Source organism: Pantoea eucrina, assembly GCF_001691555.1.
Taxonomy (GTDB): Bacteria; Pseudomonadota; Gammaproteobacteria; order Enterobacterales; family Enterobacteriaceae; genus Pantoea; species Pantoea borealis.
Genome location: NZ_MAYN01000008.1, coordinates 2,127,043 through 2,149,489, shown reverse-complemented (window position 1 = coordinate 2,149,489; position 22,447 = coordinate 2,127,043). Strand labels below are relative to the sequence as shown.

The 22,447-nt window shown below is 57.9% G+C and carries 22 protein-coding genes; 16 read left to right on the top strand and 6 right to left on the bottom strand.

Annotated features, from left to right (window positions below; all coding sequences use genetic code 11):
* The first annotated feature begins 53 nt into the window (after nucleotides 1–53).
* Genes BBA90_RS16305 through puuE form a run of 3 tightly spaced genes read left to right on the top strand, consistent with a single transcriptional unit; the run spans nucleotide 54 to nucleotide 2,493 of the window.
* Complete coding sequence (locus BBA90_RS16305; RefSeq protein WP_065650058.1) at nucleotides 54–776, top strand: GntR family transcriptional regulator; 723 nt, start codon at nucleotides 54–56, stop codon at nucleotides 774–776.
* Nucleotides 773–1,504 carry an allantoin racemase gene (hpxA, locus tag BBA90_RS16300; protein WP_065650057.1) on the top strand — a complete coding sequence of 244 codons (732 nt, stop codon included), beginning with the start codon at nucleotides 773–775 and terminating at the stop codon, nucleotides 1,502–1,504. The genes BBA90_RS16305 and hpxA overlap by 4 nt, the downstream gene beginning before the upstream one ends.
* A gap of 35 nt (nucleotides 1,505–1,539) precedes the next feature.
* Nucleotides 1,540–2,493 (top strand): allantoinase PuuE, encoded by a 954-nt coding sequence (gene puuE, locus BBA90_RS16295; protein WP_065650056.1) that lies wholly within the window; start codon nucleotides 1,540–1,542, stop codon nucleotides 2,491–2,493.
* Between the two features lie 35 nt (nucleotides 2,494–2,528).
* Here puuE and hpxZ read toward each other — a convergent pair whose 3' ends face one another.
* From hpxZ to BBA90_RS16275, 4 genes are read right to left on the bottom strand one after another with little or no spacing between them, the layout of a single operon-like run.
* On the bottom strand, nucleotides 2,529–2,915 hold the full coding sequence (hpxZ, locus tag BBA90_RS16290) for an oxalurate catabolism protein HpxZ (protein ID WP_065650055.1): 387 nt from the start codon (nucleotides 2,913–2,915) through the stop codon (nucleotides 2,529–2,531).
* A 2-nt stretch (nucleotides 2,916–2,917) separates the two neighbouring features.
* Nucleotides 2,918–4,315, bottom strand: coding sequence for an AtzE family amidohydrolase (locus BBA90_RS16285; RefSeq protein ID WP_065650054.1), 1,398 nt, complete (start codon nucleotides 4,313–4,315; stop codon nucleotides 2,918–2,920).
* Nucleotides 4,306–4,497: an oxalurate catabolism protein HpxX gene (hpxX, locus tag BBA90_RS16280; RefSeq protein ID WP_065650053.1), complete on the bottom strand. Its 192-nt coding sequence runs from the start codon at nucleotides 4,495–4,497 to the stop codon at nucleotides 4,306–4,308. The genes BBA90_RS16285 and hpxX overlap by 10 nt, the downstream gene beginning before the upstream one ends.
* A gap of 12 nt (nucleotides 4,498–4,509) precedes the next feature.
* Nucleotides 4,510–6,096: a gamma-glutamyltransferase family protein gene (locus tag BBA90_RS16275; protein ID WP_065650052.1), complete on the bottom strand. Its 1,587-nt coding sequence runs from the start codon at nucleotides 6,094–6,096 to the stop codon at nucleotides 4,510–4,512.
* Between the two features lie 171 nt (nucleotides 6,097–6,267).
* On the opposite strand from BBA90_RS16275, the gene hpxU reads away from it, so the two are divergent.
* From hpxU to katG, 10 genes are all read left to right on the top strand, one after another.
* Nucleotides 6,268–7,107, top strand: coding sequence for a MurR/RpiR family transcriptional regulator HpxU (gene hpxU, locus BBA90_RS16270; protein WP_065650051.1), 840 nt, complete (start codon nucleotides 6,268–6,270; stop codon nucleotides 7,105–7,107).
* A gap of 192 nt (nucleotides 7,108–7,299) precedes the next feature.
* The gene (locus BBA90_RS16265) at nucleotides 7,300–8,085 is read left to right on the top strand and encodes a transporter substrate-binding domain-containing protein (protein WP_065650050.1); all 786 of its coding nucleotides are present in this window, start codon (nucleotides 7,300–7,302) and stop codon (nucleotides 8,083–8,085) included.
* Nucleotides 8,086–8,754, top strand: a complete 669-nt coding sequence (locus BBA90_RS16260) for an amino acid ABC transporter permease (RefSeq protein WP_065650049.1) — start codon at nucleotides 8,086–8,088, stop codon at nucleotides 8,752–8,754.
* On the top strand, nucleotides 8,751–9,407 hold the full coding sequence (locus BBA90_RS16255) for an amino acid ABC transporter permease (RefSeq protein ID WP_065650048.1): 657 nt from the start codon (nucleotides 8,751–8,753) through the stop codon (nucleotides 9,405–9,407). Before BBA90_RS16260 ends, BBA90_RS16255 begins: the two co-directional genes overlap by 4 nt.
* The gene (locus BBA90_RS16250) at nucleotides 9,388–10,119 is read left to right on the top strand and encodes an amino acid ABC transporter ATP-binding protein (protein WP_065650047.1); all 732 of its coding nucleotides are present in this window, start codon (nucleotides 9,388–9,390) and stop codon (nucleotides 10,117–10,119) included. Before BBA90_RS16255 ends, BBA90_RS16250 begins: the two co-directional genes overlap by 20 nt.
* A gap of 23 nt (nucleotides 10,120–10,142) precedes the next feature.
* A complete protein-coding gene (locus tag BBA90_RS16245; RefSeq protein WP_065650046.1) occupies nucleotides 10,143–11,378 on the top strand; it encodes a pyridoxal-phosphate-dependent aminotransferase family protein in 1,236 nt (411 codons plus the stop codon).
* On the top strand, nucleotides 11,375–12,625 hold the full coding sequence (gene hpxK / locus BBA90_RS16240; protein WP_065650045.1) for an allantoate amidohydrolase: 1,251 nt from the start codon (nucleotides 11,375–11,377) through the stop codon (nucleotides 12,623–12,625). Before BBA90_RS16245 ends, hpxK begins: the two co-directional genes overlap by 4 nt.
* Before the next feature lie 10 nt (nucleotides 12,626–12,635).
* Nucleotides 12,636–13,130 carry a 2-oxo-4-hydroxy-4-carboxy-5-ureidoimidazoline decarboxylase gene (gene uraD / locus BBA90_RS16235; RefSeq protein ID WP_065650044.1) on the top strand — a complete coding sequence of 165 codons (495 nt, stop codon included), beginning with the start codon at nucleotides 12,636–12,638 and terminating at the stop codon, nucleotides 13,128–13,130.
* A complete protein-coding gene (gene uraH / locus BBA90_RS16230; RefSeq protein WP_065650043.1) occupies nucleotides 13,127–13,462 on the top strand; it encodes a hydroxyisourate hydrolase in 336 nt (111 codons plus the stop codon). The genes uraD and uraH overlap by 4 nt, the downstream gene beginning before the upstream one ends.
* A gap of 145 nt (nucleotides 13,463–13,607) precedes the next feature.
* Complete coding sequence (gene katG / locus BBA90_RS16225; protein ID WP_065650042.1) at nucleotides 13,608–15,809, top strand: catalase/peroxidase HPI; 2,202 nt, start codon at nucleotides 13,608–13,610, stop codon at nucleotides 15,807–15,809.
* Between the two features lie 78 nt (nucleotides 15,810–15,887).
* On the opposite strand, the gene BBA90_RS16220 is transcribed toward katG, so the two are convergent.
* Together BBA90_RS16220 and BBA90_RS16215 are read right to left on the bottom strand one after the other, a co-directional pair.
* Nucleotides 15,888–17,000: an ATP-binding protein gene (locus BBA90_RS16220; protein ID WP_065650041.1), complete on the bottom strand. Its 1,113-nt coding sequence runs from the start codon at nucleotides 16,998–17,000 to the stop codon at nucleotides 15,888–15,890.
* A complete protein-coding gene (locus BBA90_RS16215) occupies nucleotides 16,997–17,701 on the bottom strand; it encodes a response regulator (RefSeq protein ID WP_065650040.1) in 705 nt (234 codons plus the stop codon). Before BBA90_RS16215 ends, BBA90_RS16220 begins: the two co-directional genes overlap by 4 nt.
* A gap of 290 nt (nucleotides 17,702–17,991) precedes the next feature.
* Here BBA90_RS16215 and BBA90_RS16210 point away from each other — a divergent pair, with 290 nt between their 5' ends.
* From BBA90_RS16210 to BBA90_RS16200, 3 genes are all read left to right on the top strand, one after another.
* The gene (locus BBA90_RS16210; protein ID WP_240484895.1) at nucleotides 17,992–18,420 is read left to right on the top strand and encodes a transporter; all 429 of its coding nucleotides are present in this window, start codon (nucleotides 17,992–17,994) and stop codon (nucleotides 18,418–18,420) included.
* Nucleotides 18,421–18,584: 164 nt separating this feature from the next.
* Nucleotides 18,585–21,677: a multidrug efflux RND transporter permease subunit gene (locus tag BBA90_RS16205; protein ID WP_065650506.1), complete on the top strand. Its 3,093-nt coding sequence runs from the start codon at nucleotides 18,585–18,587 to the stop codon at nucleotides 21,675–21,677.
* Between the two features lie 65 nt (nucleotides 21,678–21,742).
* Nucleotides 21,743–22,312: a GNAT family N-acetyltransferase gene (locus BBA90_RS16200; protein WP_065650038.1), complete on the top strand. Its 570-nt coding sequence runs from the start codon at nucleotides 21,743–21,745 to the stop codon at nucleotides 22,310–22,312.
* The last annotated feature ends 135 nt before the right edge of the window (nucleotides 22,313–22,447 follow it).

Here is a 22,447-nt window from a genome sequence, read left to right as displayed (position 1 = left end):
AATGATAGCAATGTATACGATATCTGGCAGTCAGCTATTTTCCGGAGCAGGTAATGAAGCATGAATCCGGGGTGAAGCCCCGCGCTGTGCCCTTTGAAAAAGATGAAGCGATCTTCCAGGCATTACTGAATGCCATCGTTGAGCACCAGCTTCCGCCCGGCAGCAAGCTGCCTGAAGAGGCGCTGGCAGAGGTGTTTGGCGTCAGCCGTACCGGCATTCGCAAAGTGCTGCAGCGCCTCGCGGCGGTGCAGATGATCACGCTGTCGCCCGGACGTGGTGCACAGGTCAGTACGCCGGATGTGGCGGAGTCACGCGATATCTTTGCCACGCGCAGTATGCTGGAGTGTGCCAATCTGCCCGGGGTACTGGCGCATCTGCAATCGCCACACCTCGCGGCGCTGGAGGCAATTATTACGCAGGAGCAGCAGGCGCATGAGCAGAATGATGGCGCGGCCGCTATTCGCCTTTCCGCTGCATTTCACATCCAGCTGCAGGCGATATCCGGCAATCAGGTTCTGACCGATATCCTTACGCGCCTGACTCAGCGCTCATCGCTGGTCATCGCCGCCTGGGGGGCTCCGTGGCAGCACGGCTGTCGCTGCGATCATCACGACAGGCTGGTCAGTCTGCTGCGCCAGCGGGCGCTGCCGGCGCTGACTGAGGCGCTGTCACACCACTTCGACCATCTTGTTTCCAGCCTGCACTTTGAGCGCAGCGGTGAAACGCTGCCCGATTTCAGCCGGTTATTTGCCGGTCATAAAGGAGCCGTATCATGAGCCTGATTCAGGTAATCAACCCCAATACCAGTCTGGCAATGACCGAAACCATGGGGGCCGCCGCCCGCGCTGTGGCGGCACCGGGCACGGACATTCTGGCGGTCTGTCCGCAGCAGGGCGTGCCCTCAATAGAGGGGCATTTTGATGAGGCGATAGCCGCGATCGGCGTGCTGGAGCAGATTAAGCGCGGCGAAGCGCAGGGGGCCAGCGGTCATGTCATTGCCTGCTTTGGCGATCCTGGCTTGCTGGCAGCGCGCGAGCTGGCCAGCGGTCCGGTGATCGGCATTGCCGAAGCCGCAATGCATACCGCCACGCTGGTGGCAACGCGCTTTACGATTGTCACCACGCTGCCGCGCACGCTGGTGATCGCCCGCCATTTACTGCAGCAGTATGGCTTTACGCACCACTGTGCGGCGCTGCACGCGATTGATCTGCCGGTGCTGGCGCTGGAGGATGGCAGCGGCGTGGCCCAGGAGAAAGTCCGGGCGCGCTGCATTCAGGCAAAACGTGAGGATAACAGCGGTGCGATTGTGCTCGGTTGCGGCGGTATGGCGTCGCTGGCGCAGGATCTGACCCGCGAGCTGGGTATGCCGGTGATCGATGGCGTCAGCGCGGCGGTGAAAATGATAGAGGCGCTGGTGGCGCTTGGCTTAGGCACCAGCAAGCATGGCGATCTCGCTTATCCGCTGCAAAAACCCCTCAGCGGTGCTTTTCAGCACCTAAACTAAGGTCTGGCTGAGGTGTGACAACAGGAACTGACTGAATGAATGACGCATCTGAAAAGAAAGAGTACAGCTTTAACAAAAATTATCCGCGCGATCTGATCGGCTATGGCGGCCAGCCGCCGCATGCGCAGTGGCCCGATAACGCCCGGGTCGCGGTACAGTTTGTACTCAATTATGAAGAGGGCGCAGAGAACAACGTGCTGCACGGCGATGCCGGTTCGGAGCAGTTCCTGTCCGATATCATTGGCGCAGCCAGCTACGCCGATCGCCACATGTCGATGGATTCTCTGTATGAGTATGGATCGCGTGCCGGTTTCTGGCGCATTCATCATGAGTTTCAGAAGCGCGGTCTGCCGCTGACGGTATTTGGCGTGGCGATGGCGCTGGCGCGGCATCCGGAAATAGTCGCCGCGATCAAAGCAGCAGATTATGACGTGGTCAGCCACGGCTGGCGCTGGATCCACTATCAGGGAATGGATGCAAAAACTGAACGTCAGCATATGCAGCAGGCGGTTGACGTGCTGACAGAGCTGTTTGGCAAAACGCCGACGGGCTGGTACACCGGGCGGGATAGTCCGAACACCCGCCGGCTGGTGGTGGAGCAGGGCAGCTTCAGCTATGACAGCGACTATTACGGCGACGATCTGCCGTTCTGGACCCAGGTCACACGGCAGGATGGCACGGTCAAACCGCATCTGATCATCCCCTACACGCTGGAGTGCAACGACATGCGTTTTGCCACGGCGCAGGGGTTCAACACCGCGGAACACTTCTTCAGCTACCTGCGTGATACCTTTGATGTGCTGTATGAAGAGGGAGAGAGCGCCCCGAAAATGATGTCGGTCGGCATGCACTGCCGTCTGCTGGGGCGTCCGGGAAAATTCCGCGCGCTGCAGCGTTTTCTTGACCACATTCAGCAGCATGAGAGGGTGTGGATCTGTACCCGCCAGCAGATTGCCGATCACTGGATGGCGGTACATCCCGCGCCGTGATGACGCCCTCACCGCAGGGGTAAGGGCGGAGGTGCTTACTCACTCATCAGGCTGACCTGCGCGGCCACAATGCGCCACCCCTGCGGCAGCCGTACCCACGTCTGCTGCTGCCGCCCGATACGCGCTGTACCTTCGCGGGTAAATTCGGTGCTGCACACTGCGTAATCATCGCCAAAGGTGGTGATCACCGTATTGCGCAGCGTACGATCCAGTCCGGCCGCCGGACGGGCTGCGCGAAAAGCGCGTATGGCCTCAATACCATACAGATTTTCATCCGCACCCAGCCGGACGGTACGTGCGTCGTGCCAGAACAGCGCATCCAGCGTTGCGGTATCATTGCCCGTCAGCGCCAGCTCATAGCGATAAAACGCAGCGGTCACGGCGGCAACGGTATCCGGGTCATTAATCCTGTCTATTGTCATTATTAACTATCCATCAGAGTCGGTTGATCGTACGTCAGGCCCTGCTGCTGCAGCGCCCAGGCGGCGCGCAGCGCCAGGTGTTCATTGCCCGGCGCGGCAATCAGCTGCACGCCAATTGGCAGGCCCCCGGCCGTCTCCATCGGCACGCTGCAGACCGGCAGACCGGCAAACGAGAGGGGCTGGGTCAGCATACCCATAGTGGCGCGGGCAGAGAGCGACTCACCGTTGAGCGTGATGTTTTGCTGGCCAATCAGCGTGGCGCTGCAGGGCGTGGCGGGTGCCAGCAGCACATCATAATGCGTAAACAGCGACAGCACCTGCTGCTGAAAGCCGCGGCGAAAGCGCTGTGCCTGCGCGTACCAGGCAGCAGGCAGCATTGCGCCGGCCAGCAGGCGCTCACGCGAGTGAGGTTCAAACTGCTCCGGCTGGCTGCGCAGGGCGGGCAGATAATGACTGCCGCCTTCCACTGCCGTGATGATAAATGCGGCGGCGCGCGCCAGCTCAGCCTGCGGCATGACAACCTCTTCTTCTGCCTGCAGCGCCCGCGCCACGCGTGCCACCGCGCTGCGCGCCTCATCGTCACACCAGGTGGTAAAAAAACCGCCCAGCGCAGCGCAGCGCAGCCCGTCGCTGCCGGCCTGCAGGCGATCGCTGACCGGCTCCGGCGGTCGCGTCAGCTGAAACGCATCCCCGGCGTCGCGGCCCTGCAGCGCATCATACACCAGGCTGAGATCCTCAACCGAGCGGGCAAACGGGCCGATATGATCGAGACTGGCGACAAACGGCTGCGTACCGCTGCGCGACAGGCGACCAAAGGTGGGCTTGAGGCCGAAGATCCCGCACAGCGATGCCGGTACGCGGATAGAGCCGTTGGTATCGCTGCCGAGCGAAAAGTGCACCAGTCCTGCGGCCACCGCAGCGGCGGATCCACCGGATGAACCACCGGCGATACGCGTAACATCGCGCGGGTTGCAGGTGGCGCCGTAGTGGCTGTTTTCAGTGGTAAAGCCATAGGCGTAGGCATCCATATTCAGCATACCGGAGAGCAGCGCGCCCGATTCGCGCATCCGGTTGACCGCCCAGGCGTCTGTACGCGCCGCCGCACGCGTGCTGAACAGGCTGGCGCCGGCCAGCGTGGTATGGCCGGCTACATCAAACAGATTTTTTACGGCATAAGGAATACCCGCCAGCGGCGGCAGCGTTTCGCCGCGCAGGCGCTGGCGGTCAAGCTCTTCAGCTTCGCGCAGCATGCGCTGCCCGGTGATCGCCGTCCAGGCGTTAAGCGCCGGATTATGCTGCTTAATCGCCGCCAGCGTATGGCGGGCAATCTCAGCGGCGGCGATCTCGCCCTGCTGCAGCGCACGCTGCAGCGCTGCGATCGATAAGGACGTCAGGCGCATGGCTGAAATACCCCGGCGACTTCCAGACGATCGTCCAGCGACAGCGCCATCAGCGGTGCGGCCATAGCAGCGATCCGGCTAAGCTGCAGCTGCAGCTCGCCACGGCGTGCGTCATTCAGATCCAGTGCCAGGATCTGCTCCATCTGAGCAACATAATTCGCCCACTCTGCGGGTTCAGTCATCAGTATCTCCTGTTAAAAACCGGCTGCGCTGCCGTTGCTGCGCGGATCGAAAGCGCCTTCCAGCATGCCGCTGGTGTGGCGCACCACGGCGCCCGCATGGCCCACTACTTCACTGAAGTCAGAGAGCAGCTCCACCTGATGGCCCAGCAGACGCAGCCGGGCCACCGTTTCCGGCGCCACGCGCGCTTCCAGTTTGAGTGAATCAGAGGCTTCGCCCCAGGTGCGGCCCAGCAGCCAGCGCGGCGCGCTGACCGCCTGCTGCAGCGGCATTCCCTGAATGACGTGACGGGTAAAAATGGCCGCCTGCGTCTGCGGCTGACCATCTCCCCCCATTGATCCATACACCATGACCCGGCCATCCTTCAGGCGGGCGGCGGCAGGATTAAGCGTGTGAAACGGCTGCTTGCCCGGCAGCAGGGCCAGCAGGTAATCGGGCTGCAGGCTGAACGCCGCGCCGCGATTCTGCCAGGTGATCCCGCTGCCAGGCAGCACCACGCCACTGCCAAATTCATGATAGATACTCTGAATAAACGAGACTGCCAGCCCGCTGCTGTCGATGGCGCCCATCCAGACGGTATCGCCCGGGCCACGGCCGGTGCCCCACGGCGCGGCGCGGTGGTCATCAATATTGGCCGCAAGGCTGGCAAGATGTCTGGTATCAAGCAGCGCCTGCACGTCGGTATCACTGTGGCGCGGATCGGTGATGTGCTGGTCACGCAGGCTGAACGCCTGTTTGGTGGCCTCCACAATCCGGTGCAGCGTCTGGGCTTCATCAGCCTGCGCCATGTTCAGGCGATCGGTAATCCCGAGGATCGCCAGCGACACCAGCCCCTGCGTCGGCGGCGTCATATTCCAGATATCGCCTTCGCTGTGCGCCAGGTGAAGCGGAGTACAGCGCCGGGCACGATGCTGCTGCAGATCGGTAAGCGTGACCGGCATACCCAGCGTGTGCATATCATCAGCCAGCGTCTGCGCCAGCCGGCCGCGATAAAAGCTCTCCAGCCCCTCTTCACTCAGCTGGCTGAGCGTGGCCGCCAGTGCGGGCTGGGTAAAGCGGCTGCCCGGCTGTGGTGGCCGGCCCTCCGGCATAAACGTGGCGGCAAAGCCGGGCTGATGCTGCAGCTCAGGCGCTTTTGCAGCGGTGGCAGCGGCCTGCGAGGCGGTAACCGGTATGCCGTCGGCGGCATACCGGATGGCATCGCGCAGCAGGCGGTGCAGCGGCAGCGGCGCATTGCCCAGCTCCTGTGACACCGTCAGCGCCTCCTGCCAGCCGCTGACGGTGCCGGCCACGGTCAGCGCCGCTTCCGGTCCGCGATGCGGGATCGTCTGCCGGCCCTGATAAAAACTCACTGACGCCAGCGAGCCAGCTGCGCCGCTGGCATCAATCGCTATGGGTTCTCCCTCCGGCGGCACCACCAGCCAGAAGCCGTCGCCGCCCAGCCCGTTCATATGCGGATAGACCACCGCAATGGTTGCGGCAGCGGCCACCATCGCTTCGAGTGCGCTTCCGCCGTCGCGCAGCACGGCGAGAGCGCTTTCACTCGCCAGATGATGAGGGGTGACGACCATGCCCTGCGGGGCCATGTTGCTCTGAATCATAAGTGCTCTCAGCTGATATTCTGCTCACCTGAATCCGTCGCAGCAGCAAAACCCGCTGCGCGACAACATTCCCTGCTGAAACCTAAGCAAGAGCTGTTCCACTTTTTCTGTCGGCAGGCGCTGGATCGATTTATGCTAGAGCAGGGTGAAACGAAAGTTACAGGACAACGCATGAAACAACTCGATGAACGCTTGCGCAGCCAGTACGCTCAGCTGTCGCCTCAGGAGCAGCGCATTGCTGACTTTGTATTTGATCATTTTGATGATCTGATCAGCTACAACAGTGCCGAGCTGGCGCGGCTCAGCGGCGTCTCCAAGGCAACGGTAAGCCGGCTGTTCCGGCGTCTTGGCTATGAAAAATATAAAGATATGCGCGATGAGCTGCGTACCCTGCGGCAGAGCGGAATGCCACTCACTGATAACCGCGACGCGGTGCAGGGGAATACGCTGCTGGCGCGCCACTATAAGCAGGAGATGGCAAACCTGACGCAGTGGATCAACCGTATCGACAGTCAGCAGCTAAGTGACGTCATCGCCGCGCTGGGCAGCGCAAAACGCGTCTTTATCGTCGGTATGCGTAACGCGTATCCGGTGGCGCTGCACCTGCGCCAGCAGCTGCTGCAGGCGCGTGCTCATGTGGTACTGCTGCCGCAGCCGGGGCAGACGCTGGGCGAAGAGCTGGTAGATATTACCCCGGACGATATGGTGGTGGTTATGGCGTTCCGGCGACGTCCGCGCCTGCTGCGTCCGCTGATGCAGCAGCTGCAGCAGCGCGATATTCCGCTGCTGGCGCTCTCGGAGCCGCAGGCGCAGGGTATTCAGGGCGTGGCACGCTGGCAACTCTGCGCGCCGCTGGACAGCGTTTCTGCCTTTGACAGCTATGCTTCAGCCATGAGCCTGGTGAATCTGCTGGCGAATGCGCTGCTGCATGAGACCCTGGCGCAGGGACGGCAGCGTATTCATCAGATCGCCGATCTCTATCAGCATCTGGATGAGCTGGAACACCGATAACGGGCACTGAAACAGTGCGTCGCACCGTTTTGGTTCTCTGAAACGAATCGCGTTTTACCCGTTTTATCTCTGCTGTTAAGGGTTCAGCACCGGTTGTATAGCGGTTCCTTCGCGCCGCTGTGGTTGGCACATTAGTTGCACACACTGTTGATAAGAATCTTTTGTTTCATATTCAACACACCGGGGTGCACAATGAAAAATATTTTACTGGCGGTAGCGGGTGCGGCGCTTTTACTGGTTCAGGCGGGTAGTGCGCAGGCCGATCAGCTGCAGGATATTCAAAAGCGCGGAGTGCTCCGCGTCGCGGTGCCGCAGGATTTTCCGCCGTTTGGGTCAGTGGGCACCGATCTGCAGCCGCAGGGATATGATATCGATATGGCGCGCTACCTTGCTAAGCAGATGAAACTGAAGTTGCAGCTGGTGCCGGTCTCCAGTGCCAACCGCGTGCCTTATCTGCAGACGGATAAAGTCGATCTGGTGATCTCCAGCATGGGTAAAAATGCGGAACGGGAAAAAGTCATCGCTTTCAGTCGCGCCTATGCGCCCTTTTTCCTCGGGGTGTTCGGGCCGAAAGGTGAGGCGCTGAAGGATGCCGCCGCCCTGAGCGGCAAATCGATCGGCGTTACGCGCGGCGCCGTAGAAGATATGGTGCTGAGCGCAGCCGCGCCGAAAGATGCGCAGGTGAAGCGTTATGAAGATAACAACACCACGCTTTCTGCTTATCTCTCCGGCCAGGTGCAGTATGTGGCAACCGGCAATCTGGTGGTGGCGGCCATCACCCGACAGAACGCGGCAAAAGCGCCGGTGGCGCAGTTTATGCTCAAAGACTCTCCCTGCTTTATTGGCCTGAAGAAGAATGAGCCGGCGCTGAAAGCAGAAGTGGATACGCTGATTGAACAGGGGATTAAGGACGGTACGCTGAATAAGCTTTCGGAAGCGTGGCTGAAAGCGCCGCTGCCTGCCTCGCTCGGTGCCTGAATGATGGCGCAGCTTAATTTTGCTGAACTCTGGCCGTACTGGCCGGAACTGCTGGCCGGGCTGTGGGTTACCGTGCAGCTTACGGTGGTGGCTACGCTGGGTGGCGTCAGCCTCGGGATCGTCGGCGCAGCGCTGCGCAGCGGCAGGCCGGGCTGGGCCAGCCGCCTCTGGGGTGTCTATGTGGAACTGATCCGCAATACGCCGTTTGTGGTGCAGCTGTTTTTTATCGTGTTTGGCCTGCCGAACCTGGGGGTAAAACTCACCGCCGGAGAAGCGGCGCTGCTGGCGATGCTGATTAATCTCGGCGCCTACAGCACAGAGATCATCCGCGCCGGGATCCAGGTTACGCCGAAAGGACAGTGGGAGGCGGGGCGCGTGCTGGGTTTAAGCCGGATGCAGACTTTTGTGCGCGTGGTGCTGCCGCCCTCGCTGCAGCGCATCTATCCGGCCCTGGTCAGCCAGTGCATCATCGTTATGCTCGGCTCATCGGTGGTGTCGCAGGTCTCTTATGAGGAGCTGACCTTTGCGGCCAACCTGATTCAGTCACGCACGTTTCTGAGTTTTGAAGTCTACCTGGTGACCACGCTGCTCTATCTGGCGTTGTCAGTTGCGATGCGTCAGCTGCTGCTGGCGCTGGGGCGTAAGTGGTTTGGAGTAGAGCCGGCATGACGACATTTACCGACTGGGACATTCTGCGCAATTTGCTGCTGGCAGCCCGCTGGACGCTGCTGCTGTCGCTGGTGGCCTTCGCCGGCGGCACGCTGGTGACACTGCCGCTGCTGCTGCTGCGCCTGCTGAAAAAGCCATGGCTGACGCGGCTGATTCAGGGCTATACCGCGCTGTTTCAGGGTACACCGCTGCTGATGCAGCTGTTTCTCGCTTTTTTTGGCGTCGGGCTGTTTGGCGTGGATGTGGCGCCGTGGACCGCCGCCTCACTGGCGCTGACTTTTTATACCAGCGCCTTTCTGCTGGATATCTGGTACGGCAGCATACGCGCGCTGCCAAAAGGTCAGTGGGAGGCATCACGCTGTCTCGGCCTGAACTTCGGTCAGACGCTCTGCCGCGTCGTGGCGCCGCAGGCGATCCGCATCGGCATTGCGCCCACGGTGGGCTTTGCGGTGCAGGTGATCAAAGGCACCGCGCTGGCCTCCATTATCGGTTTTATCGAGCTGACGAAAGCCGGCACCATTTTAAACAACGTCACCTATCAGCCATTTAAAGTGTTTGGCCTGGTGGCGCTTGGCTACTTCCTGATGTGTTACCCGCTGTCGCGCTACAGCCAGTACCTGGAGAAAAAATTCCATGCCGCTCATCACCATTAATCAGGTTCAGAAATACTACGGCGAAAATCATGTCCTGAAAGGGGTTGATCTGGATATCGATAATGGCGAAGTGATCTCCATTATCGGCCGCAGCGGCTCCGGTAAAAGCACGCTGCTGCGCTGCATGAACGGGCTGGAGGGCTACCAGGAGGGCAGCATTAAACTGGGCGGCATGACCATTACGCATCGTGAGTCTCAGGCGCGTGAAATCAGCCGCTCGGTCGGCATGGTGTTTCAGAACTTCAATCTTTTTCCTCATATGACCGCGCTGGAGAATGTCATGCTGGCACCACGGCGGGTGCTGAAAAAAAGCGCCGCAGAGTGCCGGGTGCTGGCAACAAAGATGCTGGAAAAAGTGGGGCTGGGTGAGCGACTGGACTACTACCCGGCCAGTCTCTCCGGGGGGCAGCAGCAGCGTGTGGCGATCGCCCGGGCGCTGGCGATGCAGCCAAAAGTGCTGCTCTGCGATGAGATCACCTCCGCACTCGATCCGGAGCTGGTGGGAGAGGTGCTGAAGGTACTGGAACAGCTGGCAGCAGAGGGGATGACGCTGATCCTCGTGACGCATGAAATGAATTTTGCCCGCGACGTGGGCGACCGGGTGGTATTTATGCATCAGGGGCGGGTATGGGAGCAGGGCAGCAGTAAAACGCTGTTTGCGCAGCCGCAGACCGCCGAACTGAAACAGTTTATCTCGACCGTACGCCTCTGAGCGTGGCCATTAAGGAATTCACTATGGATATTCATCAGTTTTCTCAGATCAATCCGCCGCAGCGTCTGCTGATGGGGCCGGGACCTATTAACGCTGACCCGCGCGTGCTGCGCGCCATGTCGAGCCAGCTGCTCGGGCAGTACGATCCGGCGATGACGCACTACATGAATGAAGTCATGGCGCTTTATCGCGGCATTTTTTGCACCGAAAACCGCTGGACGCTGCTGATTGACGGCACCTCCCGCGCCGGCATTGAAGCGATTCTGCTCTCCGCTATCCGTCCCGGCGATCGGGTGCTGGTGCCGGTGTTTGGTCGGTTTGGTCATCTGCTGTGCGAGATCGCGCGGCGCTGCCGGGCGGAAGTGCACACCCTTGAAGTGCCCTGGGGCGAAGTGTTCTCGCCGGATCAGATCGAGGATGCGATCAAACGGGTGAAGCCGCGCCTGCTGCTGACGGTGCAGGGAGACACGTCAACCACCATGCTACAGCCGCTGGCGGAACTGGGCGCTATCTGTCGCCGGTATGGCGTACTGTTCTACACCGATGCCACCGCCTCGCTGGCGGGCAATGCGCTGGAAACGGATGCCTGGGGGCTGGATGCGGTCTCGGCCGGCATGCAGAAATGCCTGGGCGGCCCGTCCGGTACCTCTCCCGTCACCCTGAGTCCGCAGATGGAGGAGATCATCCGCAAGCGCAAATGCGTGGAGGAGGGGATCCGCACCGCGGCGCATCAGGATGGCGACGACGAGATGATCTACTCCAACTATTTCGATCTCGGCATGATCATGGATTACTGGGGGCCGGAGCGGCTTAATCACCATACAGAAGCCACCAGCGCGCTGTTTGGCGCCCGCGAATGCGCGCGCATCATTCTGCAGGAGGGGCTGGATAACAGCATCGCCCGGCACAAACTGCACGGTGATGCGCTGCTGAAAGGTATTCAGGGCATGGGGCTGGAGACCTTTGGCGATCTGCAGCACAAGATGAACAACGTGCTGGGCGTCATCATTCCGCAGGGCGTGAACGGCGACCAGGTACGTAAACTGATGCTGGACGATTTTGGCATTGAGATTGGCACCTCATTTGGTCCGCTGCATGGCAAAGTGTGGCGCATCGGCACCATGGGCTATAACGCGCGCAAAGATTGCGTGATGCAGACCCTGAGCGCGCTCGAAGCGGTGCTGCAGCACTGCGGTTTCCGTACGCCGCAGGGCGCGGCGCTGCAGGCGGCCTGGGATCACTACGGGAGCCAGGCATGAGTGCACGCCAGATGAGCGCTGAAGAGGCGCAGTCGGCCGCCGCACGCATCATGGCGCGCTGTGATGCGCTGGCAACGATCAGTGAAGATGATGAGGCTCTGACGCGCGTTTATCTGTCGCCGGAACACCTGCGCGCTAACGCCTGCGTGGCGGAGTGGATGCAGGCGGCAGGTATGCGGACCTGGCAGGATGCGGTGGGTAACATCTGCGGCCGCTATGAGGCGGCCGAACCGGGCGCGGCGGCGCTGCTGCTCGGCTCTCACCTTGATACCGTGCGCAACGCCGGACGCTATGACGGTATGCTGGGCGTGCTGAGCGCGATTGAAACCGTGCAGTGGCTGCACGATCGCCGGCAGCGCCTGCCGCTGGCGGTAGAGGTAGCAGGCTTTGCGGATGAAGAGGGCACCCGCTTCGGCATTACGCTGCTGGGCAGCCGCGGGCTGACCGGCAGCTGGCCGGAGAGCTGGATCACGCATCCTGACGGCAACGGCATTACGGTTGCGGCGGCGATGCAGGATGCCGGACTGGATGCCGCACAGGTAAGCCTCGCGGCACGTCATGTCAGCGAGATCGCCGCCTATCTGGAGCTGCATATTGAGCAGGGCCCCTGTCTGGAGGAGGCGGATTTAGCTCTGGGCGTGGTCACCGCCATCAACGGCGCGCGTCGTCTTAACTGCCGTTTCAGCGGTGAGGCGGGACACGCCGGCACGGTGCCGATGCTGTTGCGCAAAGATGCGCTGGCGGCTGCCGCCGAGTGGATATTGTTCATTGAGCAGGCCACGCAGGCGCCGCTGGTGGCGACGACCGGTACGCTCAGCTGTCAGCCCGGCGCGGTCAATGTCATTCCGGGAGAGGTGCAGCTGTCGCTCGATATCCGCGGGCCCCAGGATGAGCCGCTGGAACGGCATCTGTCGCGACTGTTAACGCAGGCGCAGGCGATTGCGCTGCGGCGCGGCGTGAGTTTCAGCGCCAGCGAGTATTACCGTATTGCCGCCACGCCCTGCGATCAACGGCTGCAGCAGGCGCTGGGTGCAGCGGTAGAAACCGTACAGGGCCGCACGCTGGCCCTGCCAAGCGGGGCCGGTCATGATGCAATCGCCATGGCGGAGCGCTGGCCCGTTGGTATGCTGTTTGTACGTAACTACCGGGGTATCAGCCACCATCCGGCGGAGTCGGTGCAGGCGGATGATGTGGCGCTGGGCGTGCAGGCGTATCTGCAGGCCGTGACGCAGCTGGCGCAGGCATAAAGGAGCGGGCATGCAGCTGAATGAGTTTAACCAGGCGGATGAGGCTGATGCCCGTCAGGCGATCGCGCACTGCGTTGCCATTCCCGCCTGGCAGCAGGCGCTGGTGGCCGCGCGGCCCTATGCGACCCTGAGCGCGCTCGTCGGGCACGCGCAGCAGCTGGCGCAGCGGTGGCAACAGGCAGAGCTGGATCAGGCGCTTAGCGCGCATCCGCGTATTGGTGAAGCAGCACAGGGTACGGAACATGAAGCCACGCTGTCGCGCCGGGAGCAGGCTGCGATGCAGCAGGCAGATCGCGATCTGCAGCTGGCCATGCACGCGGGTAATCATGCCTATGAAGCCCGCTTTGGCCGGGTGTTTTTGATCCGGGCCAGCGGGCGCAGCGCCGCGCAGATGCTGGCAGAATTGCAGCGCAGGCTTAACAATAATAGAGAGTGCGAACAGCAGGAGACGCTGGCGCAGCTGCGGGAAATCACCCTGTTACGGCTTAAGGAGAGCATCATATGAGCACCATTACCACGCATATTCTTGATACCGCGCTGGGCACACCGGCCGCGGGTGTAGCCGTGTCACTGGAACAGAACAGTCCGGAAGGGTGGTTTCCGGTCAGCGAAGGAGAAACCGATCGTGACGGACGTATCTGCGATCTGACCCCGGACCCTCTGGCGCCCGGGCACTACCGGCTGACGGCAGAGATTGGCGACTATTTTGCCGCTGACGGGCGCGATGCACTCTATGTTAGTGCGCAGATTGACTTTGTTATCGGACGTGCGGGCAGCCACTATCATCTGCCGTTTCTGATCTCTCCCTGGTCCTGGTCCACCTATCGCGGCAGCTGATCGGTCGCGCTTCATTTTGTGCAGCCTGTCACAAAACCTCTTTTTGAAAGACAAAAGCTATCAAATCTTTCGGTCCATCCAAATATATTCTGCTCCTGAGTGCCGCTATCTTAACCGCAAAACGTGAAGCCAATGGAGCCGAATAATGAGCACGCCAGACCATAACGATAATGCTGCAGCGTCCGGAAAATGTCCTTTTCATCATGGAGCGTCAGAAGAGAAGAGCGTGCTTGCACGCGGCGCCGGCAGCGGCACCTCTAACCGCGACTGGTGGCCTAATATGCTGCGGGTCGACCTGCTGAACCAGCACTCCAGCCGTTCTAATCCACTGGATGAAAATTTCAGCTACCGTGAGGCGTTCAGCCAGCTTGACTACGCCGCGCTGAAAGCGGATATCCGTGCGCTGCTGACCGATTCACAATCCTGGTGGCCCGCCGACTGGGGCAGCTACATTGGCCTGTTTATTCGCATGGCGTGGCACAGCGCCGGCACCTATCGCACGATTGATGGCCGCGGCGGTTCCGGGCGCGGACAGCAGCGCTTTGCGCCGCTTAATGCCTGGCCCGATAACGTCAGCCTTGATAAAGCACGACGCCTGCTCTGGCCGGTAAAACAGAAGTATGGCCAGAAAATCTCCTGGGCCGATCTCTATATTCTGGCGGGTAACGTCTCCCTGGAGAACGCCGGTTTCCGTACCTTTGGTTTTGGTGCCGGTCGTGAGGATGTCTGGGAGCCGGATATGGATGTGGACTGGGGCCATGAAAAAGAGTGGCTGGCGCATCGTCATCCGGAAAGTCTGGCAAATGCTCCCCTGGGCGCAACCGAAATGGGCCTGATCTACGTCAACCCGGAAGGTCCGGAAGCGAGCGGCGATCCGCGCTCTGCAGCGCCGGCGATCCGCGCCACTTTCGGCAACATGGGCATGAACGATGAAGAGATCGTTGCGCTCATTGCCGGCGGCCATACGCTGGGCAAAACGCACGGGGCGGCGGCTGCCAGCCATCTGGATGTTGATCCTGAAGCCTCGCCAATTGAAGCGCAGGGCTTTGGCTGGCATAACAGCTACGGCAGCGGTGCCGGAGCGGATGCTATCACCTCCGGCCTGGAAGTGGTCTGGACGCAGACGCCAACCCAGTGGAGCAACTATTTCTTTGAGAACCTGTTCAAATATGAGTGGGTGCAGACGCACAGCCCGGCGGGTGCGATTCAGTTTGAAGCGGTGGACGCAGAAGCGATCATCCCCGATCCGTTTGATCCGGAGAAAAAGCGCAAGCCCACCATGCTGGTAACCGATCTGACGCTGCGCTTCGATCCGGAGTTTGAGAAGATCTCGCGTCGCTTCCTGAACGATCCGCAGGCGTTTAATGAAGCATTCGCCCGCGCCTGGTTCAAGCTGACTCACCGCGATATGGGACCCAAAGCGCGCTACCTCGGCCCGGAAGTGCCGAAAGAAGACCTGCTGTGGCAGGATCCGTTACCGCAGCCGGTGCATCAGCCCGGCGCTGATGATATTGCGCAGGCTAAAGCACAGATCGCCGCGTCGGGCCTGAGCGTCAGCCAGCTGGTTTCCGTGGCCTGGGCATCCGCTTCAACGTTCCGTGGCGGCGACAAGCGCGGGGGTGCTAACGGCGCGCGTCTGGCGCTGGCACCGCAGAACGGCTGGGCGGTCAATGCCGGCGTGGTAAGCGATGTGCTGCCGGTATTGCAGCAAATCCAGCAGGCATCCGGCAAACTCTCGCTGGCGGATACCCTTGTGCTGGCAGGCAGCGTCGGTATTGAACAGGCTGCTGCTGCTGCAGGCGTGGCGGTGCAGGTGCCGTTTATGCCGGGTCGCGTGGATGCGCGTCAGGATCAGACTGATAGTGAGTCGTTTAATGTGCTGCAGCCGCTGGCAGATGGCTTCCGTAACTATCGTCGCGTGCAGAGTGGCTCCTCAACAGAGACCCTGCTGCTGGATAAAGCGCAGCAGCTGACGCTGAGCGCACCGGAGCTGACGGCGCTGCTGGGCGGCCTGCGCGTGCTGGGCACCAATTATGACGGCAGCCAGCACGGTGTGTTTACCGATCGCCCGGGCGTGCTGAGCAACGACTTTTTTGTCAATCTGCTCGACATGCGCACCGCGTGGCGCGCCACCGATGAACGCGCTGAGCTGTTCGAAGGACGCGATCGCGAAAGCGGCGAAGTGAAGTATCACGCCACGCGCGCCGATCTGGTGTTCGGCTCTAACGCTATCCTGCGTGCGCTGGCTGAAGTGTATGCCAGCAGCGATGCGAAGCAGAAGTTTGTCCATGATTTCGTGGCGGCCTGGACAAAGGTGATGAACCTGGACCGTTTCGATCTCGCGTAATTACTCTGCGCTAAACCGCACCTGATAGATCTAAAAAAACAGAACCGGAAGCCTGGCGCTTCCGGTTTTTTTTGCGCGTCAGCCAGACAGTCCGTAGCAGCGATCAGGTGTTATTGCTTTTATCTGATGACCGGCTGGCCAGGCGAGCCGGAAAACGGAATGCTGCTGTGACGTTACCACGCAGGTCGCATCGCCGCCGTGTGCCTGCATAATAGCCCGGACCACAGAGAGTCCCAGACCGCATCCTTTTGGATTAGCTTCTCTGGCCCGTACCCCGCGCTGAAAAGGCTGAAACAGCAGTGGCTGAAATTCAGGCGGAATACCGGGTCCTTCATCCTGAATAAGAATGTAATTCTCTTTCTCTGTTTTCCCGTTTTTTATTATCAGAGTACGGGACGTAGAGTAGTGCAGTGCATTGTCAAACAGCACCGTCAGGCACTGCGTCATTCGCAAAGCATCGCAGATGCAGGGCTGGGGAGTGAGCTTAGTGACGAGCTTAAAGCCTTTGCTTTGAAACTCTGGCGTAAATACGTCTATTGCATGCGTAATAAGCTGCTGCAAATCAGTTTCATGCGGGTCCAGCAGGTAGCCGGCACCGCCGGCAGAGCTGACCACGCGCAAATCTTCAATCAGTCTGTTTAAGCCCTCGGTTTGCCTGAGCAATTTTTCAAACAGAAGCGGGTCAGGGGCAAAAACGCCCTCAACCAGCCCCTGTAAACGGCCGCGTAATATAGTAACCGGCGTTCTGAGTTCGTGTGCGATGGCCGCATTCCACAGGTTTCTCTGCTCATCGAGCGTCTGCAGCTTCTCTGCCATTTCATTAAAATCTTTCACCAGGCTGTTGATCTCGCCCAGCATTGACGTTGTGCAGAGCGCCCGCGCGCCTAAATCACCTGCAGATATCTTTTTCAGGCTGGAAGCAATAGTGTTCAGCGGAGTCAGTATGCGCGAGGAGAGCTTCACCGTAAAAAACAGCGAGATAACCAGACCGGAGAGCGTCATAACCAGAACCCAGATCCAGTCCCACAGATTCATGGACTCTTCTGCGCCCGCTGTATTTTCGCCAGGAATATAATCAGTAATGAAGGTATAAAACAGCCATGATCCTGCAACTGATATGGTAACGATAATGAACGTCAGCGACAGCATATAAGTGAGTATCTGACGACTAAGCACAGGCTCCCGGCTCATTGACTTTCTCCCAGACGATATCCCATTCCCCTGATGCTTTCCGGTACACCCATCAGACCGGCATGCTCAAGCTTTTTACGCAGTTTACTCATATGACTATCGACCGTTCTGTCGAGAGTATCTCCCTCAGGCAGGCAGGCGTTGAGCAACTCGTCACGGGAACAGACTTTGCGGGGGTTTCTTGCCAGGTAGGTCAGAAGCTTAAACTCAGTAGTGGTGAGCACCGGCGTTATGACCCCGTCTCCGGCTTTGATTTCCACATAAAAATCATCAGGATAAATAGTGATATGCGCGGTCCGGATCGGCCTCGCAGCCTCAGCGGGCACATTACGCGCGGCTCTTCTGAGTACAGCTTCGACCCGGGCGATGACTTCGGAAGGATTAAACGGTTTGATGACGTAATCATCCGCCCCCAGTCTCAGCCCCATCAGTTTATCAATATCCTGATCGAGAGCCGTGACCATAATAACCGGCACATTGCTCTCTTTACGCAGCGTGGCCATTACGCTCCAGCCATCAAGCAGGGGAAGATTGATATCCAGCAAAATCAGATCGGGCTTTTTCAGCCGGCTCAGGCTGATTGCCTGCTCGCCATTCGCTGCCCTCAGGCTGTTCATGCCCGCTCGCTGCAAATAGCTCATTAATATATCTGCTATTTCATCATCATCTTCAGCAACAAGAATTAAAAAACCGCTATTCATTTATTCTCCGGAGGAGGCAGGTCACGCTGACCGGCCCGAAGGCAGAAGCAGACAGTGCAAGGTTGTGCTTAAAAGCGTAACTGATATCTCATCAGGACAGGCATGTTTAAAAAAAGTTTCATACAGCTGACGCTATTTCTACGCTGCTGCCTTTTCTGCCCGCGCGGGGGATCTTAATACCCTCTCCACAAACCACAGATAAACACTCCATAGTGTACTGAGATAATGACAAAAAGAGGCATGCTTCTGCGGTGTTTCATTAATTGAGAATAAAGGTAACAGGGTAACCGATGGCAGGCGTTAAAAGAGATACAAACACGATGAGCGGCGCCCGGGGTACATTTATCAAAAATCTGCGCGTTTTAGCACTCTTTATTTCTGTTTCATGGGGATTACTTTATCTCTGGCTTGTACTGGCTCACGCCGCTGCCGATCGGGTATCGCATACGCTTATCGCGTCGCCATTGATCTACCTTTCTATTGTGCTGACCGTATTGCTGCTGGTGATACAGAAGAAACCCGGCGCATTAAAAGAGATACTTATTATTGCATTCTGGCTGCTGATGATAATGCTTTGGCTGGTATCATTTTTCTCCAGCATGCTGAATCTGCATCCGGGATTAAATGAAGTAATATTTTATTATGAATGTTTTTTGATTTTATTTTTCTGCGGTTCTCCACTCTATCTGATGATGCGAATAATTAATGCCATCTATTAGCCGTTCTTTGATCTGTTTTTTTTGCTCCATAATCTGTCCATAAACCTCACATACAGCCTAAACAATGGCAGGGTAAACTGCATCAATATCCGGCTGTCACTGCTGACAGGTTTGTTGCGGGCAGAAGTATGCTGTAGTCAGCTGCTGAGTATGAGATGAATGTAATGCCGCTATTTTTTATTCACCGTCCGGTTTTCGCCTGGGTTATTGCTCTGTTTATTGTTCTCAGTGGTCTGTTAGCTATTCCGCATCTGCCCGTTGCTCAATATCCTGCTGTTGCACCGCCCAGCCTGATCATTTCAGTGAGCTATCCGGGCGCCAACGCAGAGGTCATGAACACCTCCGTGGTTTCACTGATAGAGCGCGAAATTTCAGGCGTGGATAACCTGCTCTACTTTGAGTCATCCAGTGACACAACCGGCATGGCTTCCATTACGGTTACCTTTAAACCGGGTACCGATATCAAGCTGGCACAGATGGATCTGCAAAATCAGCTTAAAACGATTGAGCCGCGGCTCCCGCAATCCGTCCGTCAGAATGGGATCAATGTCGAAGCGGCAAATGCCGGTTTTCTGATGATGGTGGGCCTGCAATCCCGGAACGGTGCGTTTCAGGAAGCGGATTTAAGTGATTACTTTGCCCGCAATATTGCGGACGAACTGCGGCGGGTGCCGGGGGTAGGTAAAATTCAGCTGTTTGGCAGTGAAAAAGCGCTGCGCATCTGGCTGGATCCGGTACGACTGCACGATTACAAACTTTCTGTCACGGAAGTGCTTACGGCAATCAGTCAGCAAAACGTCATTGTTTCGCCGGGAAGAACCGGCGACGAGCCTGCCATCGACGGGCAGGCGTTAACCTGGCCTATCACGGTCAGGGGCCAGCTTACGTCTGCGGAGGCGTTTGGTAATATTACCATCCGGTCCGATGCAACCGGCGCACGCCTCAGGCTTGCGGATGTGGCGCGCGTTGAATCCGGATTACAGAGCTATGCATTCGGCATACGCGATAATGGCCTGCCGGCCACGGCTGCCGCGATTCAGCTGGCACCCGGCGCTAACGCCATCAGCACTGCATCGGGCATTCATAACCGGCTTAAAGCGCTCACCGGCTCGCTGCCTGAGGGAATAAGCTTTACTGTGCCTTTTGACACCGCACCCTTTGTAAAACTCTCCATTATCAAAGTGGTTGAGACCTTTGCAGAAGCGATGGTGCTGGTATTTCTGGTAATGCTGCTCTTCCTGCATAAAATTCGCTGTACGCTTATTCCGGCTATTGTGGCACCGGTCGCACTGCTGGGCACGTTAACCGTGATGTTGTTGTGCGGATATTCCATCAATATTCTGACGATGTTTGGCATGGTGCTGGCTATCGGCATTATTGTTGATGACGCCATTGTGGTCGTGGAAAACGTCGAACGTCTGATGGCAGAAAAAAATCTGTCACCCCGCGATGCGACGCAGGAAGCGATGCGGGAGATCACGCCAGCGATCATTGGCATTACGCTGGTACTCACTGCCGTCTTCATTCCCATGGGCTTTGCCAGCGGATCGACCGGAATTATTTATCGTCAGTTCTGCATATCTATGTCGGTGTCGATTTTGCTTTCAGCCTTTCTTGCGCTGACACTGACACCTGCATTGTGCGCAACTCTGCTCAGGCCGCACGATAGTCGCTTAAGCAGCGGCCGGACATTTTCAGCCCGCTTCAACCGGCGTTTCAATGCGCTTACGGTTCACTATGAATCAGGCGTCAGCGCACTTCTCAAACGAACCGGCAGGATGATGTTGATCTATCTGGCGCTATGTATGGCGCTGCTGGCTGGTTTAGCTACGTTGCCATCCTCGTTTTTGCCCGAAGAAGATCAGGGCTATTTTATGTCATCTCTTCAGCTGCCTTCCGACGCCACGATGCAGAGGACACTTAACGTGGTTAAGAAATTTGAGCATGAAATAGCGCAGCGGTCAGCCATTAAAAACAACATCATGATCCTTGGTTTTGGTTTTTCAGGTTCTGGTCCTAACACGGCGATGGCTTTTACTACGCTAAAAGCGTGGAAGGATCGTGACGGCAGCAGCGCGCAGGCTGAAGCGAGTCATATTCAGCAGCAGATGGAAAGCGTTGCGGATGGCGTTACGATGAGTTTGCTGCCACCTGCCATTGCCGATCTGGGTACCTCTTCAGGTTTTACCTACTATGTCCAGGATCGGGGAGGACGGGGCTATAAAGCACTGAAACAGGCTACCGACGAACTGATACGGCGTGCAGGTCATCATCCTGCCCTGGCAGAAACGTATATCGACGGTTTGCCGGACGGCACCAGCCTGTCGCTGAAGATCGACCGGGAAAAGGCAGAGGCGCTGGGCGTTTCATTCGACGAGATAAACCAGACTCTCTCCGTTATCGCCGGGTCCAGTTACGTCAATGATTATGTTAACCAGGGACGGGTACAGCAGGTTATCGTCCAGGCGGATGCAGCATACCGTATGCAGCCTGAGCAGCTGCTGCAGAGCTGGGTCAAAAACCGCAGCGGCCAGATGGTGGCACTATCCACCTTTGCGTCGATCGGCTGGGGCGTTGCGCCGCAACAGCTGAATCGCTATCAGGGCTATCCCGCTATTCGTATTACCGGTAGCGCTGCGCCCGGCGTCTCCAGCGGCACCGCCATGCAGGCCATTGACCAGCTGGCGCAACATTTACCGGAGGGATTTGCCGGCGAGTGGGCCGGCAGTTCGCTGCAGGAAAGGGCGTCTGCCGAACAGCTTCCGTTACTGATTGTGCTTTCCGTGTTGGTGGTATTTATGGTGCTGGCAGCGCTCTATGAAAGCTGGTCTGTCCCGGTTGCCGTTATGCTGGTTGTACCGCTCGGGCTGATAGGGGCTGTGATTGCGGTTGCTATTGCACAGATGACGAATGACGTATTCTTTAAAGTCGGACTGATTACCCTGATTGGGCTTTCGGCCAAAAATGCCATCCTGATTATAGAATTTGCCCGCCATTTACGGCAGCAGGGTGAGACCCTGACGGCGGCAATTCTGACTGCGTCAAAACAGCGCCTGCGTCCGATTATAATGACTTCTCTGGCCTTTACGCTTGGCGTTGTTCCGCTCATGCTTGCCAGTGGGGCAAGCGATAGTACACAGCATGCCATCGGCACAGGCGTATTTGGCGGTATGATCAGCGGTACGCTACTGACAATATTTTTTGTACCCGTATTTTTTACCGTAGTGATGCGGTTTATTAAAAAAAGTGCGAAGTAGCACAATGATGTCTGCAGACAAGCTTCAGTAATCAATTGTTTTATCATCTGGCAGTGCGAGGCTTAATGAATATTATTACCACTTCAAGACTCATTATTCGTCGTTTTTGTCGGGACGATGGCGCAGCATTATTCAGCTACCTTCATGAGCCGGCCACTCCCTGTTTTTATGACGAAAGAGTTGAGTCACTGGCTGCCGCTTACCAGGACGCGCAAAAACGATCGACAGATAAAAGTCAGTTTGCCGTGTGCCTGAAGGAGAACAATCAGTTAATTGGCCATCTTTTTGCAGAAAATGAAAAAAGTGAACCTGACAGGCACACCTGGGCAGCAGGCTGGCATTTCTCTCCGGCATTTCATGGTCAGGGATATGCCCGTGAATCGATCGCCGCACTGTTTGATTATCTTTTTAAGCAACAGCACGCCCGGCGGATTTATGCCTGGGTGGAAGAGTATAATATTCCTTCGCGTAGTCTCTGCGTTCGATTACATATGCGGCAGGAAGCGTGCTTTAAAGAGTTTGTCAGTTTCATAACTGAAGATGGTGAAGCGCGTTATGACGATACGCTGGTATATGCCATTCTGAAAAAAGAGTGGGATGCTGAGCGAAATAAAAATAATGGCGATAATGCTTAGTGAAAGGGTGAACTTTTTTAACAGCGTAAAGACTAATATTTGTCATCAGAAGTGATGCAATATAGTTAAATAAACCATCCCATTCAGAGGGTGAATGCGCTATTTAGCGGTATTCGCCAGGGCAGCTTATGTCTG